Source organism: Clostridium sp. AT4, assembly GCF_001517625.2.
In the GTDB taxonomy this organism is placed as follows: domain Bacteria; phylum Bacillota; class Clostridia; order Lachnospirales; family Lachnospiraceae; genus Enterocloster.
In genome coordinates this window covers 1,656,073-1,671,383 of sequence record NZ_LN999828.1, presented here as the reverse complement: position 1 = coordinate 1,671,383, position 15,311 = coordinate 1,656,073, and the positions used below count along the sequence as shown (strand labels likewise).

The window sequence follows — 15,311 nt, the reverse complement described above, 5'->3', positions numbered from 1 at the left end:
AGAATGTGCCATGAAACATATTTATTTTAATGGAAAGGTTTATACAGGCAGTCTTCCGCTGGCTGAGGCCTTTGCGGTAGAAAATGGTAAATTTATCTTTGCCGGTTCCAGCAAATCCGTTCTAAAACTGGCCGGGGAGGGAGATGTGTGTACCGATCTTAAGGGCCGTTTTGTATGCAGCGGTTTTAATGACAGCCATATGCATCTTTTAGGATACGGAAACAGCCTGTGTTCTGCCCGGCTGGCTGCCCGTACAGAGAGCCTGGCGGATATGCTTCAGTGCCTGAAGGAGTTTTACAGGGAGAATCCCTGCGCAGAGGGCGAATGGCTGATGGGCCGGGGATGGAATCAGGATTATTTTACAGATGCAGACCGGATGCCGGACCGTCATGATCTGGATCAGGTATCAGAGGACGTGCCCGTCTGTGCGGTCCGGGCCTGCGGTCACTGTCTGGTCGTAAATACAAAGGCATTACAGCTGCTTGGCATCACAAAGGATACGCCCCAGCCGGAGGGCGGATGTATCGGTATGGATGAGGAGGGGCCGGACGGCCGTTTCTTTGACAATGCCATGGATCTGGTGTACCATGCAATTCCCGTTCCGGATAAGGAAGGGATCAAAAACAGGATCCGTCTGGCCTGCAGGGCTTTAAATTCCTACGGTGTTACCAGCAGCCAGACGGATGACTACTGCATGTACCGGGATGTGCCGTGGCAGACTGTGAATGAGGCCTACAGGGAGCTGGAGGCAGAGGGAGAGCTTACGGTCCGTGTCTATGAACAGTGTAACTTCACAGAGCTTTCAGAGCTTAAGGCTTTTGTAGAGGCGGGAAATGTCACGGGCAGCGGTACAGAGCTTTTTAAGGTCGGGCCTCTTAAGATGCTGGGAGACGGAGCATTGGGAGCCAGAACTGCGTATCTGAGCCGCCCTTATGCGGATGATCCGTCCACCTGCGGGATCCCTGTATTTTCCCAGGAGGTTTTTGACGAAATGATCGGCTATGCAAATGCGCACGGAATGCAGGCAGCCGTCCATGCCATCGGAGATGCCTGTCTGGACCGTGTTTTAGATGCCTATGAAAAGGCATTAAAGGAGCATCCGAGAGAGGATCACCGCCATGGGATTGTTCACTGCCAGATTACCCGTCCGGATCAGCTTGAACGGATTGCCCGCTTAAAGCTTCATGTGTATGCCCAGAGTATTTTTCTGGATTATGATAATCATATTGTAAAAGACAGAGTGGGAGAGGAACTGGCATCGACCAGCTACAGCTGGAAAACCCTTATGAAACAGGGTGTTTCTGTCAGCAACGGTACGGACTGTCCGGTGGAGCTGCCCGACGCTCTGGCTTCTATGGAGTGTGCCGTGACCCGCACTACCATAAAGGATCATGTAGGACCCTATCTTCCAGATGAAGCTTTTACAGTGCAGGAAGCTCTTGACAGCTATACGATCCGTGGGGCAGAAGGAAGCTTTGAGGAGAAGATAAAAGGAAAGATCTGTCCCGGTATGCTGGCAGACTTTGTGATCCTAGAGCAGTCGCCCTTTGAAACGGCTCCGGAACAGCTTCACACGATACCGGTTCATGCTGCGTATCTGGGAGGAAGAAAGGTATTTGGATAAATATGGAAATGACGAAAAAGGAACTGGCCTTAAAGCTGATCGAGCGTCTGAAGAAAGCCTATCCGGAGGCTTCCTGTACCCTGGATTATAATCAGGCGTGGAAGCTTTTGGTAGGCGTCCGTCTGGCGGCCCAGTGTACGGATGAGCGGGTCAACATTGTAACGGAGAAGCTGTACAAAAAGTTTCCGGATGTGGATGCCCTGGCGGCTGCTTCGCCGGAGGAGATTGAGGAGATCGTAAGGCCCTGCGGCCTGGGACGGAGCAAGGCCAGGGATATAAGCGCCTGTATGCGGATCTTAAAAGAGCAATATAGCGGACAGGTGCCTGAAACCTTTGATGATCTGTTGAAGCTTCCGGGTGTGGGACGTAAAAGCGCCAATCTGATCATGGGTGACGTATTTGGAAAGCCTGCCATTGTAACAGATACCCATTGCATCCGTCTGGTGAACCGTATGGGATTGGTAGAGGGCATAAAAGATCCTAAAAAGGTGGAAATGGCTCTCTGGAAGCTGATTCCTCCAAAGGAAGGCAGTGATTTCTGCCACCGTCTGGTATTCCACGGAAGAGCAGTCTGCAGTGCGAGGACAAAGCCGGACTGCGAACACTGCTGCGTATCAGATCTGTGCGCCAGGAATGGGGTCTGAAAGAAAAGAGGGAAAACTTCCTTTCTGCCTGCATATAGTTTTACAAAAAGCAAAGAGGCAGAAACATGCTGGAAGATGAATGGATTTATGTAGTAGAAGAAGGGGATACAGTGGATGAGATAGCCGCAAAAACCGGAAGGCCGGTTGGAGAACTGATCTGGGCCAACCAGCTGGAATATCCCTACCGCCTGGCAGTGGGCCAGTCTCTTTATGTGGGGGCAGAAGGCAGTATAGGGGCCGGAAGTCCCCTTCTTTATTCCTTTGGATATGCCTATCCTTTTATTGATCGGGATACATTGGATGAAACCCTGCCATTTCTTACAGATATTTACATTTTCTCCTATGGTTTTACAGCAGAGGGGAATCTGGTCTCTCCTCATATCGAGGATACGCCGGTCATCCAGTCCGCCCGGACTGCGGGCGTCCGTCCGGTGATGGTACTCACGCCTCTGGGCCCGGACGGGCGGTTTAATAACCGGCTGATCACAGAGCTTCTTTCGAATGACCGGGCCGTGCGCCGGCTGGTCTGGCAGCTGATGGCTGTGATAGAGCAAAAGGAGTATGAGGGACTGGATATTGATTTTGAATATGTGCCGGCCGGTGACAGGGAGCGGTTTGCGGAGTTTGTCCGCCTCTGTGCAGGGGTGTTTAGGGCATTGGGGATTTTTGTCAGCGCTGCCCTGGCGCCAAAGACCTCCGATGACCAGCCGGGGCTTCTCTATGAAGGGATTGATTACCGGGCCATCGGCGAAGCGGCAGACAGGGTGATGCTTATGACCTATGAGTGGGGATATTCCCAGGGGCCGCCTATGGCAGTGGCGCCCATCCATATGGTCCGTCGGGTGGCGGATTATGCATTAAGCAGGATCCCGGCAGAAAAGATCAGCCTTGGCATTCCAAATTATGGATATGACTGGCCCCTTCCTTATGAGCGGGGACGCACACGGGCAGTTACATTAAATACCCGCCAGGCCATACAGCTGGCCATTGACCATGGCTCTGTGATCTATTTTGATGAGCTGGCACAGTCTCCCTATTTTCATTACTGGCAGTATGGCATCCGCCATGAGGTATGGTTTGAGGATGTGCGAAGCTTAAAGGCCAAGTTTGAACTTATAAGGGAGAAAAAACTCACCGGCGCGGGTTTCTGGCAGCTGATGTATTTTTACCGCCCCGGCTGGCTGCTTCTTATGCGAATGTTTGCGCTTGCAAAGGAAAATTTCATATAGTATACTTTTTACAGCGGCCGGAACGGATATCTGCATCCGGCTAAAAGACCCTAAGAGAAAGGAAGACAAAATTATGAGCATCAGAATCGGAATCCTTGGATACGGAAACCTGGGAAGGGGAGTGGAGTGTGCAGTTAAGCACAATCCGGATATGGAACTGAAGGCAGTGTTTACCCGGAGAGACCCATCGTCCCTTTCTCTCCTGACAGAGGGAGTAAAGGTATATTCAGTTAATGACATTCTCACAATGAAAGATGAGATTGATGTAATGATCATCTGCGGAGGCAGCGCTACGGATCTTCCAAAGCAGACACCGGAAATGGCGAAGTATTTTAATGTGATCGACAGTTTTGATACCCACGCAAAGATTCCGGAGCATTTTGAGGCAGTAGACCGGAGCGCTTTTGAGAGCGGCCATGTGGCAGTGATCTCTGTGGGCTGGGATCCCGGTATGTTTTCCTTAAACCGTCTTTATGCGGATGCGGTCCTTCCGGGAGGAAAGGACTATACCTTCTGGGGCAGAGGCGTAAGCCAGGGACATTCTGATGCCATCCGCCGGATCCCTGGTGTAAGAGATGCGAGACAGTATACGATTCCGGTTGAGAGCGCATTGGAGGCAGTGCGCAGCGGAAGCCAGCCGGAGCTTACTACACGGCAGAAGCACACCAGAGAGTGTTTTGTAGTGGCAGAAGAGGGAGCCGATCAGGATGCAATCCGTGAAGCCATCGTTACTATGCCCAATTATTTTGCAGATTATGACACAACGGTGCATTTTATCAGCCAGGAAGAGCTTTTAAGAGATCATGCGGGAATCCCTCACGGCGGCTTTGTGATCCGCACAGGAACTACAGGCATGAAGAATGAGCATTCCCATGTGATCGAGTACAGCTTAAAGCTGGATTCTAATCCGGAGTTTACTGCTTCCGTCCTTGCCGCCTATGCAAGAGCTGCCTACCGTATGAATAAGGAGGGCGCAAAGGGCTGCAAGACCGTATTTGATATTGCTCCGGCCTACTTAAGCCCAAAGGACGGCGCATATCTGAGGAAGCATATGCTGTAGGAGGAATGGAATGACTGATATCCGCAGGACTACCTGCCCCTATGACTGCCCGGCCTCCTGCGGCCTTTTAGCCACCATAGAGAACGGGCGCGTGGCAGGGGTGGCCGGGGATCCGGAGCATCCGGCCTCAAAAGGATTGATCTGTAAAAAAATGCAGCAGTATCAGCTGTCCGTCAACAGCCCGAACCGGATCCTTTTTCCTATGAGACGGACTGGGAATAAGGGGGAAGGGAAGTTTGAACCTATCACCTGGGAAGAGGCGGTAAGGGAGATCGCAGGACATTTTCGGCAGATCATAAGGGAAAATGGCCCGTTGGCGATCCTTCCGTCCTATTATTCCGGCACTATGGGCGTGATCCAGCGAAAGTGCGGGGATGCCTTTTTTAACCGTCTGGGAGCACGCCCACTTATTTTAAGACTCTGCGCCAATGCAAAAGGAATGGGATATGCCTCTGTCATGGGGCAGACCCCCTGCCTGGAGCCGGAGGAATTAAAAAGCAGTGATCTGATCCTGGTGTGGAGCAGCAATGTAAAGGCCACACGCCTCCATGTGATGCCCATTTTAAAGGAAGCAAGGGCTGCCGGGAAAAAAGTGCTCCTTATTGAAGCCTGCGCCAGAGAAATGGACGCCTACTGTGACGAAACGATTCTGATCCGTCCCGGTACAGATGGAGCACTGGCTCTTGCCATGATGCATGTGCTGGAGGAAAAAGGGCTGGCAGATGATGTGTTTTTAAGAGAACGGTGTGAGGGCTATGAGGCCTTTTTGCCGATTGTGAGAAAAAGCACTCCAAAGTGGGCCGAACAGATCACAGGCATACCTGAAAAAAACATCCGCAGGCTGGCTCTTTTCTTCGGACAGGCCAAAGCTCCGGCGATTCTTTTGGGAAGCGGCTTTTCCAGATATGGAAACGGAGGAATGACCTCCCGCCTGATCACGGTTTTATCTGCATTTACAGGCGCCTGGGGAAAGCCGGGCGGCGGTATCTGCGCAGCGGAGCATAACGGCGGTCCCTTCGTGGATGCGAAACGTGTTACAAGACCGGATTTCAGGAAGGTTTCAGGGCCTGGCGTGAACATCAACTGTCTCGGTTCGGCGCTTACGGCAGAAGGAGAGGATGCAGTGAAGGCCTTTTTCGTCTATGGAGGCAATCCTGTGGGCTCTGTGTGTGATCAGAAGGCGATTCTTAAGGGGCTGATGCGGGAGGATTTATTTACAGTGGTACATGAGCGGTTTCTCACCGATACGGCCCGCTATGCAGATATCCTTCTTCCGGCAGTCTTTTCCGTAGAGCAGACTGACTGTTTCAGGGCATATGGCTATCGGACCTTTAGCGTAGCAAAAAAACTGGTTGAGCCTCAGGGAGAGTGCAAAAGCAACTGGGAGCTCTTTGGACTTCTGGCAGAGGCCATGGGCTTTGAAGAGCCGTTTTTTAAGCGTACCGAGGAAGAAATGTTAGAGGAACTTTTAAGCCATCCTGAAGAGGGGCTTTTGGAACTTACAGAAAAACAGTGGAAGTTTCTGCGGGAAAATGGCACAGTACGTCAGCCCTTTGGGGATCATGGCCATTTTAAAACGCCTTCCGGTAAGCTTCGGATTGTCAATCAGGAGGAAAAGGAACCTGTGCCCTGCTATAAGGAACCTTACGGCGGAGCGTATCCGTTAAGCCTGATCAGCATACCTGATTCCCATACCTTAAATTCTATTTTTCTGGAGCGCAGGGATTTAGTACAAAAGCGGGGGCCGGCTGCCCTGATGCTCCATCCCCTGGATGCCGCAGAACGAAAAGTCCGGGAGAGAGATATGGTTACTGCATGGAACGATCTGGCCGAGGTAGACTTTCGGGCGGTGATCACAGACCGGATTGCAAAGGGAACGGCTGCTGTTTCCGGCATTTACAGCAGTTCTCAGACAGGCTCGGTTCTTTTATTTAATGCTCTGAACCATGAGAGGCTTTCCGATATGGAGGCTACGACACTGAATGATAACCGGATTGATGTAAAAAGGAGGATGGCGTGAAACACCACCTGGAACATTTTCATGAAATGAAAACACTGACCCGGAAGGGAAAATTTCTTATTTTATCCCTGTTTCCACTGTATTTTATTGTGATTGGCCTTGTGGTCCAGCCTTTTCCTGATATCCTTAAGGGGCTCATCCGCATTGTCATAGAACCCGATCTTCTGATCACGGATTACTTTGCCGTAGGCGGAATCGGAGCAGCCATGATCAATGCAGGAATCATCACGCTGATCAGTCTGGCGATGATTTATTTCCTGAAAATGGAAATGAGCGGCCATACGATCACGGCAGTGTTTCTCATGTTCGGCTTTTCGCTGTTCGGAAAGAATATTATGAATATCTGGGCTATTCTGGCAGGTGTATTTCTGTATTCCAGATATCATAAGACATCCTTTCACCGATATCTTTATATCGGCCTTTACGGAACCAGCCTTTCGCCTATTATGACGCAGATTATGCAGATTGGTCATCTGCCGGTATATGCCAGAGTTTTGATCTCTCTGGTGGTGGGGATCAGCATTGGTTTTGTGCTCCCGCCTTTAAGTACCCATGTCCACTATGCGCACAATGGATATTCCCTTTATAACGTAGGTTTTGCAGCAGGGATTATCGCTACGGTGGTCGTATCTCTGGAAAAATCCTTTGGGATCCGGATTGAATCAAGGCTGATCTGGTCCAAGGGCAACCAGGAACTCTTTGCAGTGCTTTTGTCCTTGTTTTTCGGAACTATGATCGCAGCAGCAGTTGCTGTGAGAGGAAAGACGCTGTGGGAATCCTACCGCCGGATCCTGGCAGATCCAGGTTTGGCGGGAGCCGACTTTTTTAAGGCTGAGGGCGGGGCAACTACGGTCTTTAATATGGGGATCAATGGCCTGTTTGCCACCTTTTTTGTGCTCATGGTAGGCGGAGATATGAACGGGCCTACGATCTGCGGTATCCTTACGATCGTGGGCTTCAGCTCTACGGGAAAACATATACGGAATATAGCACCGGTTATGTTTGGCGTATATCTTGCAAGCTTTACCAAAAAATGGAATATCAATGATCCGTCTCCCATTCTGGCCCTTCTTCTTTCGACCACGCTGGCGCCGGTTGCGGGAAAATTCGGAGTCGTGGCGGGACTTATTGCAGGGTATCTCCATTCCTCTGTGGCTTTGCAGGTGGGGATCGTCTATGGAGGCGTGAATCTTTACAATAATGGGTTTGCAGGGGGAATTGTGGCAATTTTCCTGGTGCCTGTGATCCAGTCGATCAGTGACCGCAGAGCAAGAGCAAGGGGAGGACTGTCGCTGTAGGGGAGAAAGCTTAAAGCGAAGGTATCTTGCCGATTAAGCAAGAAATCCGTATAATATTGAGAAAAAGGGAGGAAATCATATGGAAGACAGAAGATACGACGATACGGTGGAAAATCCAAAAGACAGAGGCGGTTTTTTGTGGGGCCTTTTGGGATGCTGCATTCCGGTGGTAGGCCTGGTCTTATTTCTGGTATGGAGAGATGAAAAGCCCAAAACGGCGAAAGCGGCAGGCATCGGAGCACTGGTATCCGTGATCCTTACCATACTCATCTATGTAGGTGTATTCGTTATGTCCATTGCTACGGCAGCGCTGATTGGCGGAATGTAAGGAGTAAAAGAGGATGGGGCGTTTCCTACGGATCTTTTTCGGCTGTCATGCCCGTCCGGATCGTTCCTTTTACTGGAACGGAAAACCGTTTCCTATCTGTGCCCGATGTACGGGGGAGCTGGCCGGCATGATCGCCGGGATACCTCTGATCCTTCTATGGGGAGATATGAAGCTGCGGCTGATGATCCTTTTTATGCTTCCTATGACAGCAGACGGTTTTTTACAGCTTCTTACATCCTATGAAAGCAAAAATGGCAGGCGGTTTGCAACGGGGGTTCTGTTTGGCCTGGCCTTTGACAGCCTGCTCATTCATTTCCACAGAGCCTGTGTGATGGCAGCCGGGTGGATCGTAAAGCTGTTTATAGAGGACAGTGGGGCTGTAGAGAGAGCCATGGAACTGTTTTTGTGATACGGATACCAGAGGGATAAAAAACAGGAGAGGAAGTTTATTCCTCTCCTGTGATCGTTACAGCCATTTTATGGGGTTTACATATGATGGTATCGGTGGAAAGCTGTTTTTTTCCCTGCCGGACACAGTTTTTATCGGGACAGTCGGCCTCCTGACACCAGATCTGTCCGTCTTGGATGATCAAAAGATTTGTTCCGCCGTCTGCTCCCGAAACTCTGTATTCCAGATCCTTATTTAAAGGAAAGGAAGCAGCCTCTTTTCCGTCCACAAAAACATGAGCCGTCTGGCCTTTGGGAGCAGGGAAAAGATACTGATATCCCATAAGGACTGCGGCCAGAAGAAGCAGAACGATTATTAAAAAACAGGTTCTCCTTCCGGCTGCCGAAGTGCGGGCCATCAGGCTGCCGCCTGCTTTAAGCACTCATTGATCCCGTTGATAAAGCCGGATACATTGATGCTTACAGAAGCAATGGCATCTTTGGCATAGCCGTTTTCATCTGCCAGCTGGCTTACCGTCTGATGCTCGATCACATAGGCAGCCAGAGCTTCCGACTGGGCTTTCCATGTGGGGCCGTCCTCGGTCATGATGTACAGACCGTCCAGAGAGAGCTGCTGTTTGCCAATGCCGTCCTCGCCGAAGCAGTCCCAGCTGCAGGCAGTGATGATGCCGTTTTCAACGGTCAGCTCCACATGGTTATAAAAACCCTTGGAGTCAAATTCGCTGTCATAGGAATACTGGCCGTCCTTTAAAGGAAATTCCGGCTGGTTTACAGTAACAGGTCCCCGAAGCAGCTGGTAAATAGATCCAGAAGCAGCTATAAATACCAGAGACAGGGCTGCCATAAGGATGAAGCCTGCCAGGTTATGCTTCATGAGGTGGTTTTGCTTCATAGTCAGATACACTCCTTTTTGCGTGGATGTTAGATTCCCGTTTATTTTATCATACAAACAGAACGGTTGTAAAGGAGGAACTTGCTGTATGAATATACGAACCCGCCGGGTGGCGGTTTATGGACTTTTGATTGCTCTTGCCTTTGTATTCGGCTATATTGAACGTCTTCTTCCCATCTATCTGGGAGCGCCGGGGGTGAAGCTGGGACTTGCAAATCTGGTGACGATCCTGTCCCTTTATGTTTTGGGATTGTGGCCGGCAGTATGGATCAGTCTTGCCCGGATCCTTCTTTCCGGCTTTGCCTTTGGGGGAATGTCCTCCATTCTGTTCAGCCTGGCTGGAGCGGCCCTAAGCCTGCTTGTTATGTGGATCTGCCGCCGTTTTTCTCTTTTTGATATGGTGGGAGTGAGCATACTGGGAGGCGTATTTCACAATATAGGCCAGTTTTTGATGGCGGCTTATGTGGTCAAAACCTTTGGCGTGTTTTCTTATCTTCCCGTGCTGCTGTTTGCAGGAACCGCTGCCGGGGCAGCCATAGGGCTTTTAGGCGGTCTGGTGTTAAAACGGATCGGGAATGTGATAAAAAATCTGTAATCTGATCGGCATTGCATTAAATAAGCAAAAATTGACTCATTAAAACCGAAAAATCCATAAAAATTGTAATATGACAGAAAAAAATGACATTGTCATACCGAAGCGCTCCTTTTATAATAGAGGTATAAAGTCAGGACGGTTTTCTAGTAAAAAAAGCCGTCTTTTCAATAAAAAATCACAGGGAGGTTACAGACATGATCAGTAAAGCAGTCAAAGATCTGGTAAGCTATGGGATGAAAACGGGACTTCTGAAGGAGGAGGATGCGGTTTATGCCAGAAACCAGATCCTGGATGTGCTGAGGATAAATGAATATGAAGAGCCGAAGGCAGAGGGAGAAGAACCGGAGCTGGAGGAAATTTTAAAGACTCTTTTGGATTATGCGGCAGAAAAGGGGCTTTTAGGAGGGAACAGCGTTGTATACAAAGATCTTTTTGATACAAAGCTTATGAACTGTCTGATGCCAAGACCCAGCGAGGTGACGGCAGAGTTCTGGAAACACTATGAAAAATCTCCCCAGGCTGCTACGGATTACTATTATAAGCTGAGTCAGGATTCCGATTATATCCGCAGATACCGCATCGCAAAGGATATGAAATGGACGGCACAAACACGCTACGGCACTCTTGATATTACGATCAATCTGTCAAAGCCTGAAAAGGATCCAAAGGCCATTGCAGCAGCAAGAAAGGCAAAACAGAGCGGTTATCCCAAATGCCAGCTGTGCATGGAAAATGTGGGATATGCAGGACGGGCTGACCATCCGGCCCGCAATAACCACCGTGTGATCCCGATCCGGGTCAATGACAGCCAGTGGGGCTTCCAGTATTCTCCTTATGTGTATTACAATGAACACTGCATCGTGTTTAATGGCGAGCACGTTCCCATGAAGATTGAAAAAGCCACCTTTAAGAAGCTGTTTGATTTTATCCGCCAGTTCCCCCATTACTTTCTGGGTTCCAACGCGGATCTTCCCATTGTGGGCGGCTCTATTTTAAGTCATGACCATTTTCAGGGCGGTCACTATACTTTTGCCATGGCAAAGGCGCCCATTGAGCGGCATTTCACCATGGAAGGCTATGAGGATGTAGAGGCGGGAATCGTATTCTGGCCCATGTCTGTGCTGCGTCTACGGTGTATGGACAGCGACAGGCTCATTGAGTTGGGTGACCATGTGCTGAAGATGTGGCGCAGCTATACCGATGAGGCGGCCTTTGTATTCGCAGAAGCAGAGGGAGAGCCTCACAATACCATTACGCCCATTGCCCGCAAAAACGGGAATATGTATGAGCTGGATCTGGTGCTGCGCAATAACATTACCACAGAGGAATTTCCTCTGGGCGTATATCATCCCCATCAGGAGCTGCACCATATTAAAAAGGAAAATATCGGCCTGATCGAGGTTATGGGTCTGGCAGTGCTGCCTTCCCGATTAAAGAGCGAGCTGGCAGAGCTGGGAGAATACATGGCAGAGGGAAAGGATATCCGTTCTAACGATGCCATAAGCAAGCATGCAGACTGGGTAGAGGAATTTCTTCCCAAGTATGAGAGCCGGGGAATCCGGATCACGGCTGATAATGCAGAGGAGATCCTCAAGGAGGAGGTGGGTCTTGTATTTGCCAGAGTTCTGGAGGATGCGGGCGTATACAAATGCACTGAAGAGGGCAGAGAAGCTTTTGGCCGTTTCTTAAAGGCCGCAGGCTTTAAAGAAGCATAAATAATCATAAAGAATCAGGAGGACTTACAGATGTTGGATGAAAGATGGGTATTTCATGAAAATGCAAAGGCAGAGCCTGCCGGAGAAGGCGTAGTGCGCAGAGTGCTGGCTTATAGCAAGGATCTTATGTGTGTGGAAAACACCTTTGAGACAGGGGCAGAGGGAAAACTTCACCACCACCCCCATACTCAGATCACCTATGTTGTAAGCGGTGTGTTTGAGTTTAATATTGACGGCGAGATAAAGACGGTAAAAGCCGGAGATACCATGTTAAAGTTAAACGGCGTGGAGCACGGCTGTGTCTGCAAAGAGAGCGGCATCCTTTTAGATATCTTTAATCCCATGCGGGAAGATTTCGTATAAAAACGTTTATTTTTCCCTGTGGGGCAGACGTCCGCGGAAGAAACGTTTGCGCAGCTCACTCCAGTGGAAGGGGATCAGAGGATAAATATAGCTCTTTCCCGCGATGGTTCTGTTAAATACGATGGCGCAGATGGTAAATACAATGCCTGCCGCATATCCCCAGAGGTTAAACAGGGCTGTGAGGATCAGGATGATCACACGCATGAACTTCATGGCGTATCCTAATTCAAAGCTGGCCTGGGAATAATTGGCAACGGTTACAAAGGCCATATACAGCATGGTTTCACTGTTAAACCACCCCGATTTTACGGCGTATTCGCCCAGCACGATACCGGCGATCACACTGAGCGGGGTGGTCAGCATGCTGGGGGTATTGACAGCTGCCAGCCGCAGGCCGTCAATGGCAAATTCCAGGATCAGAAGCTGCCAGATTAAAGGCACGTTGTAGGGATCGGACAGACGGATAAAGGCCAGCCAGTCGGGAATCAGCTCCGTATTCTGCATAAACATCAGCCAGGTAGGCGTAAGAAAAAGAGATAACGCGGAAATGGTCATCCGGGTAAGCCTGAGGTACGTTCCGGTAATGGGAGGAAAATAGTAGTCGTCCGCCTCCTCGATGATATCAAAGACAGAGGATGGAAGAATCATGGCGGAGGGAGAGGTATCCACCAGGATTACGATATTCCCCTCTAAAAGAGAGGCTGCAGAGGAATCGGGCCGCTCGGAAAATTTGAATTTGGGAAATGGATTGAACCACTTATAGGGAAAGAGGCATTCTGCCAGACTTTCCTGGTTCATGGTCAGAGCATCGACCTCCAGATCCCGGATTCTTTTTTTTATGGTGGAAAGCAGCTTTTGATCCACCCGGTTTTCCATATAGCAGATGGCGATATCCGTATGGGAGCTTTCACCGGCTGTCATGATTTCAATGGAAAGCTTTGGATCGCGGATCCTTCGGCGGATCAGCGCCGTATTAAATACAAGGGTTTCCACAAATCCGTCTCTGGAACCCCGCATTACCTTATCCTTTTCTGGTTCACTGACCCCTCTTGCCGGATAGGTGCGGCAGTCGATGGTAAGACAGGCGTCATAGCCGTCGATAAAGAGACAGGATACGCCAGAGAGAAGCTGGAGGACCATTTCGCTGCTTTCATGGATCAGGCCTATCTCTCCATAGGGAAGGAACTGCTTGGAAAAGCTGTGTGCATCCTTTGGCATCCGGTCTGCCTGGATGGAGGAAAGCGCCTGGAGGAGCTTTAAAAGCGTATCATCCTTTGTAAAGCCGTCGATAAAATAGAGACAGGCATTTTTTCCTCCGATAGTGAGGACGCGGTACACCACATCAAAGTTTCGATCAGTATGAAGCTCGTTGTTCAGATATTTCATTGTTTCCTGTAAATCCTGAGAAAATTTCATAATAAGGATCCTTTCTGTCTTTGCATATAGCAGTAAGACAGGCAATAGTATGACCTGATTTCTGAAAAATATGTCAATACTGTTTTGGGGAACAGAAAAATAAAATTGTTGAAATAGATATAGAATTTCCGTATTATGGAAAAGCATATGTTAAATTGCACAAAAATAGTTGACAGAAATTGACACAGGTGGTATAGTATCCTTCGTAAGCAGTACAGAGATGTGCCTTACGGGTTTTTGTTTGGTATGGGGATGCCAACACAACTTATAGTGTGACGGTTTTTGAACGTGACTGAGAGCTGCCTTCTGTGGGGGAAGGGCAGCTCTTCTTGTATTTCCGGAAAATACTATTGACATTTTTCCTACAGGAATAGTATGATAAGGGCATGAATCAAATATGGGTTTGGGCATACTGCCAGATGCCCAAACCCAAATAAAAAGAAAAGGACTGTTTTTATATGCTTGTATCCACAAAAGGGCGGTATGCGTTAAGAACGATGATCGATCTGGCTCTTCATGGGAGTGGGGAGCCGGTGAAAATAAAAGATATTGCAAGGCGTCAGGATATTTCAGGAAAGTATCTGGAGCAGATCATATCGATCCTGTCCCGGGCCGGCTGTGTGAGAAGTGTCCGTGGAAATCAGGGAGGCTATTATTTGACCCGGCCGGCCAGCGAGTATACCGTAGGGATGATCCTGCGGATCACAGAAGGAAATCTGGCTCCGGTAGACTGTCTGGCCGGTGAGGACAACCCCTGCCAGCGAAGGGATGACTGCGTCACCCTGCGGCTGTGGCAGGAGCTGGATGATGCAATCCGGGGTGTGGTAGACCAGTATACCATTGAGGATCTGGCCCGGTGGCAGGAGGCTGCAAAGTAGGTTTTGTTAGAGGCCGCAGATATTTCTTACAATTTCTCCGGCGATCATAAGGCCTGCTGCGGGAGGCACAAAGGATATGCTTCCGGGGGTGGAGCGGCGGCTGCCTGTATCTTCCTCGGCAGGCGCGGGCGTCAGAGGCTTTTCCGGGGACCAGCAGACTTTCAGGCTTTGAATGCCTCTTGTCTTCAGCTCCTTGCGCATCACACGGCACAGGGGGCAGACCGAAGTGTCTTTTAAATCAGAGATACGAAACAGTTCGGGGTGAAGCTTGTTCCCTGTCCCCATGGATGAGATCAGTGGGATGGAGTGCTCGTCTGCATAAGCAGCAAGTGCAATCTTGGCGGAAACGGTGTCAATGGCATCTAAAATATAGGTAATGGAAGAAGAGCCGGAGGAAGAAATCTGGCTTTTTTTAATATGTTCTTCTTCTAAAAGGGCATTGATCCGGCAAAAAAGCGTCTCCATTGTATCAGGGAGCACAAATTCTTCAAAGGTATCTGTCCTTGTATCAGGGCAGATATCCCGTATCCGGTCTGCCATTACTCTGGTTTTATACTGGCCCACAGTGCTGTGATAAGCAATGCTTTGGCGGTTTATATTTGTCAGGGAAACCGTATCGCTGTCTATAAGGATCAGATGGCCGATACCAGACCTGGCCAGGGCTTCAATGGCATGAGAGCCTACGCCTCCTGCTCCGAAAACAACCACACAGGATCCTTTTAAGGCATTCAGGGCCTTGGGGCCGATCAGCATTTCCGTGCGTGAAAATTCAGTGATCATGGAAAACCTCCTTTTGGTAAAAAAATAAAGCCCTGGCAAGTGTGGTAGTAGTGGTGCAGGG

At 49.5% G+C, this 15,311-nt stretch carries 16 protein-coding genes; 12 read left to right on the top strand and 4 right to left on the bottom strand.

The genetic code is table 11. The annotated features are described in order from the left end of the window. Positions 1–10: 10 nt before the first annotated feature. The 8 genes from BN3656_RS14065 (at position 11) to BN3656_RS14030 (ending at position 8,612) form a co-directional block, all read left to right on the top strand. Positions 11–1,624 (top strand): amidohydrolase, encoded by a 1,614-nt coding sequence (locus BN3656_RS14065; RefSeq protein ID WP_066549395.1) that lies wholly within the window; start codon positions 11–13, stop codon positions 1,622–1,624. A gap of 8 nt (positions 1,625–1,632) precedes the next feature. After that, the gene (gene nth / locus BN3656_RS14060; protein ID WP_066550922.1) at positions 1,633–2,268 is read left to right on the top strand and encodes an endonuclease III; all 636 of its coding nucleotides are present in this window, start codon (positions 1,633–1,635) and stop codon (positions 2,266–2,268) included. Between the two features lie 65 nt (positions 2,269–2,333). Next, positions 2,334–3,497 (top strand): glycosyl hydrolase family 18 protein, encoded by a 1,164-nt coding sequence (locus BN3656_RS14055; RefSeq protein WP_066549390.1) that lies wholly within the window; start codon positions 2,334–2,336, stop codon positions 3,495–3,497. A gap of 73 nt (positions 3,498–3,570) precedes the next feature. Further along, on the top strand, positions 3,571–4,557 hold the full coding sequence (locus BN3656_RS14050; RefSeq protein ID WP_066549388.1) for a diaminopimelate dehydrogenase: 987 nt from the start codon (positions 3,571–3,573) through the stop codon (positions 4,555–4,557). 10 nt (positions 4,558–4,567) lie between these two features. Then, positions 4,568–6,577 carry a molybdopterin-dependent oxidoreductase gene (locus BN3656_RS14045; protein ID WP_066549387.1) on the top strand — a complete coding sequence of 670 codons (2,010 nt, stop codon included), beginning with the start codon at positions 4,568–4,570 and terminating at the stop codon, positions 6,575–6,577. Next, positions 6,574–7,875: a DUF1576 domain-containing protein gene (locus BN3656_RS14040; protein WP_331467944.1), complete on the top strand. Its 1,302-nt coding sequence runs from the start codon at positions 6,574–6,576 to the stop codon at positions 7,873–7,875. The genes BN3656_RS14045 and BN3656_RS14040 overlap by 4 nt, the downstream gene beginning before the upstream one ends. A gap of 79 nt (positions 7,876–7,954) precedes the next feature. Further along, a complete protein-coding gene (locus BN3656_RS14035) occupies positions 7,955–8,203 on the top strand; it encodes a hypothetical protein (protein ID WP_066549386.1) in 249 nt (82 codons plus the stop codon). A 13-nt stretch (positions 8,204–8,216) separates the two neighbouring features. Further along, positions 8,217–8,612, top strand: coding sequence for a DUF2085 domain-containing protein (locus tag BN3656_RS14030; RefSeq protein WP_066549385.1), 396 nt, complete (start codon positions 8,217–8,219; stop codon positions 8,610–8,612). A gap of 37 nt (positions 8,613–8,649) precedes the next feature. Here BN3656_RS14030 and BN3656_RS14025 read toward each other — a convergent pair whose 3' ends face one another. Both BN3656_RS14025 and BN3656_RS14020 read right to left on the bottom strand, forming a co-directional pair. Continuing rightward, positions 8,650–9,009 (bottom strand): NusG domain II-containing protein, encoded by a 360-nt coding sequence (locus BN3656_RS14025; RefSeq protein ID WP_066549384.1) that lies wholly within the window; start codon positions 9,007–9,009, stop codon positions 8,650–8,652. Continuing rightward, a complete protein-coding gene (locus BN3656_RS14020) occupies positions 9,009–9,503 on the bottom strand; it encodes a hypothetical protein (protein WP_066549380.1) in 495 nt (164 codons plus the stop codon). The genes BN3656_RS14025 and BN3656_RS14020 overlap by 1 nt, the downstream gene beginning before the upstream one ends. A gap of 88 nt (positions 9,504–9,591) precedes the next feature. Here BN3656_RS14020 and BN3656_RS14015 point away from each other — a divergent pair, with 88 nt between their 5' ends. From BN3656_RS14015 to BN3656_RS14005, 3 genes are all read left to right on the top strand, one after another. After that, positions 9,592–10,098: a Gx transporter family protein gene (locus BN3656_RS14015; RefSeq protein WP_066549379.1), complete on the top strand. Its 507-nt coding sequence runs from the start codon at positions 9,592–9,594 to the stop codon at positions 10,096–10,098. Between the two features lie 194 nt (positions 10,099–10,292). Next, a complete protein-coding gene (galT, locus tag BN3656_RS14010) occupies positions 10,293–11,813 on the top strand; it encodes a UDP-glucose--hexose-1-phosphate uridylyltransferase (RefSeq protein WP_066549377.1) in 1,521 nt (506 codons plus the stop codon). Between the two features lie 30 nt (positions 11,814–11,843). After that, positions 11,844–12,176, top strand: coding sequence for a cupin domain-containing protein (locus BN3656_RS14005; RefSeq protein WP_066549375.1), 333 nt, complete (start codon positions 11,844–11,846; stop codon positions 12,174–12,176). Between the two features lie 6 nt (positions 12,177–12,182). Here BN3656_RS14005 and BN3656_RS14000 read toward each other — a convergent pair whose 3' ends face one another. After that, the gene (locus BN3656_RS14000) at positions 12,183–13,592 is read right to left on the bottom strand and encodes a spore germination protein (RefSeq protein ID WP_066549373.1); all 1,410 of its coding nucleotides are present in this window, start codon (positions 13,590–13,592) and stop codon (positions 12,183–12,185) included. Between the two features lie 458 nt (positions 13,593–14,050). Here BN3656_RS14000 and BN3656_RS13995 point away from each other — a divergent pair, with 458 nt between their 5' ends. Further along, positions 14,051–14,470, top strand: coding sequence for an Rrf2 family transcriptional regulator (locus tag BN3656_RS13995; RefSeq protein WP_066549371.1), 420 nt, complete (start codon positions 14,051–14,053; stop codon positions 14,468–14,470). A 6-nt stretch (positions 14,471–14,476) separates the two neighbouring features. On the opposite strand, the gene BN3656_RS13990 is transcribed toward BN3656_RS13995, so the two are convergent. After that, positions 14,477–15,250 (bottom strand): tRNA threonylcarbamoyladenosine dehydratase, encoded by a 774-nt coding sequence (locus tag BN3656_RS13990; RefSeq protein ID WP_066549369.1) that lies wholly within the window; start codon positions 15,248–15,250, stop codon positions 14,477–14,479. Positions 15,251–15,311: the final 61 nt, after the last annotated feature.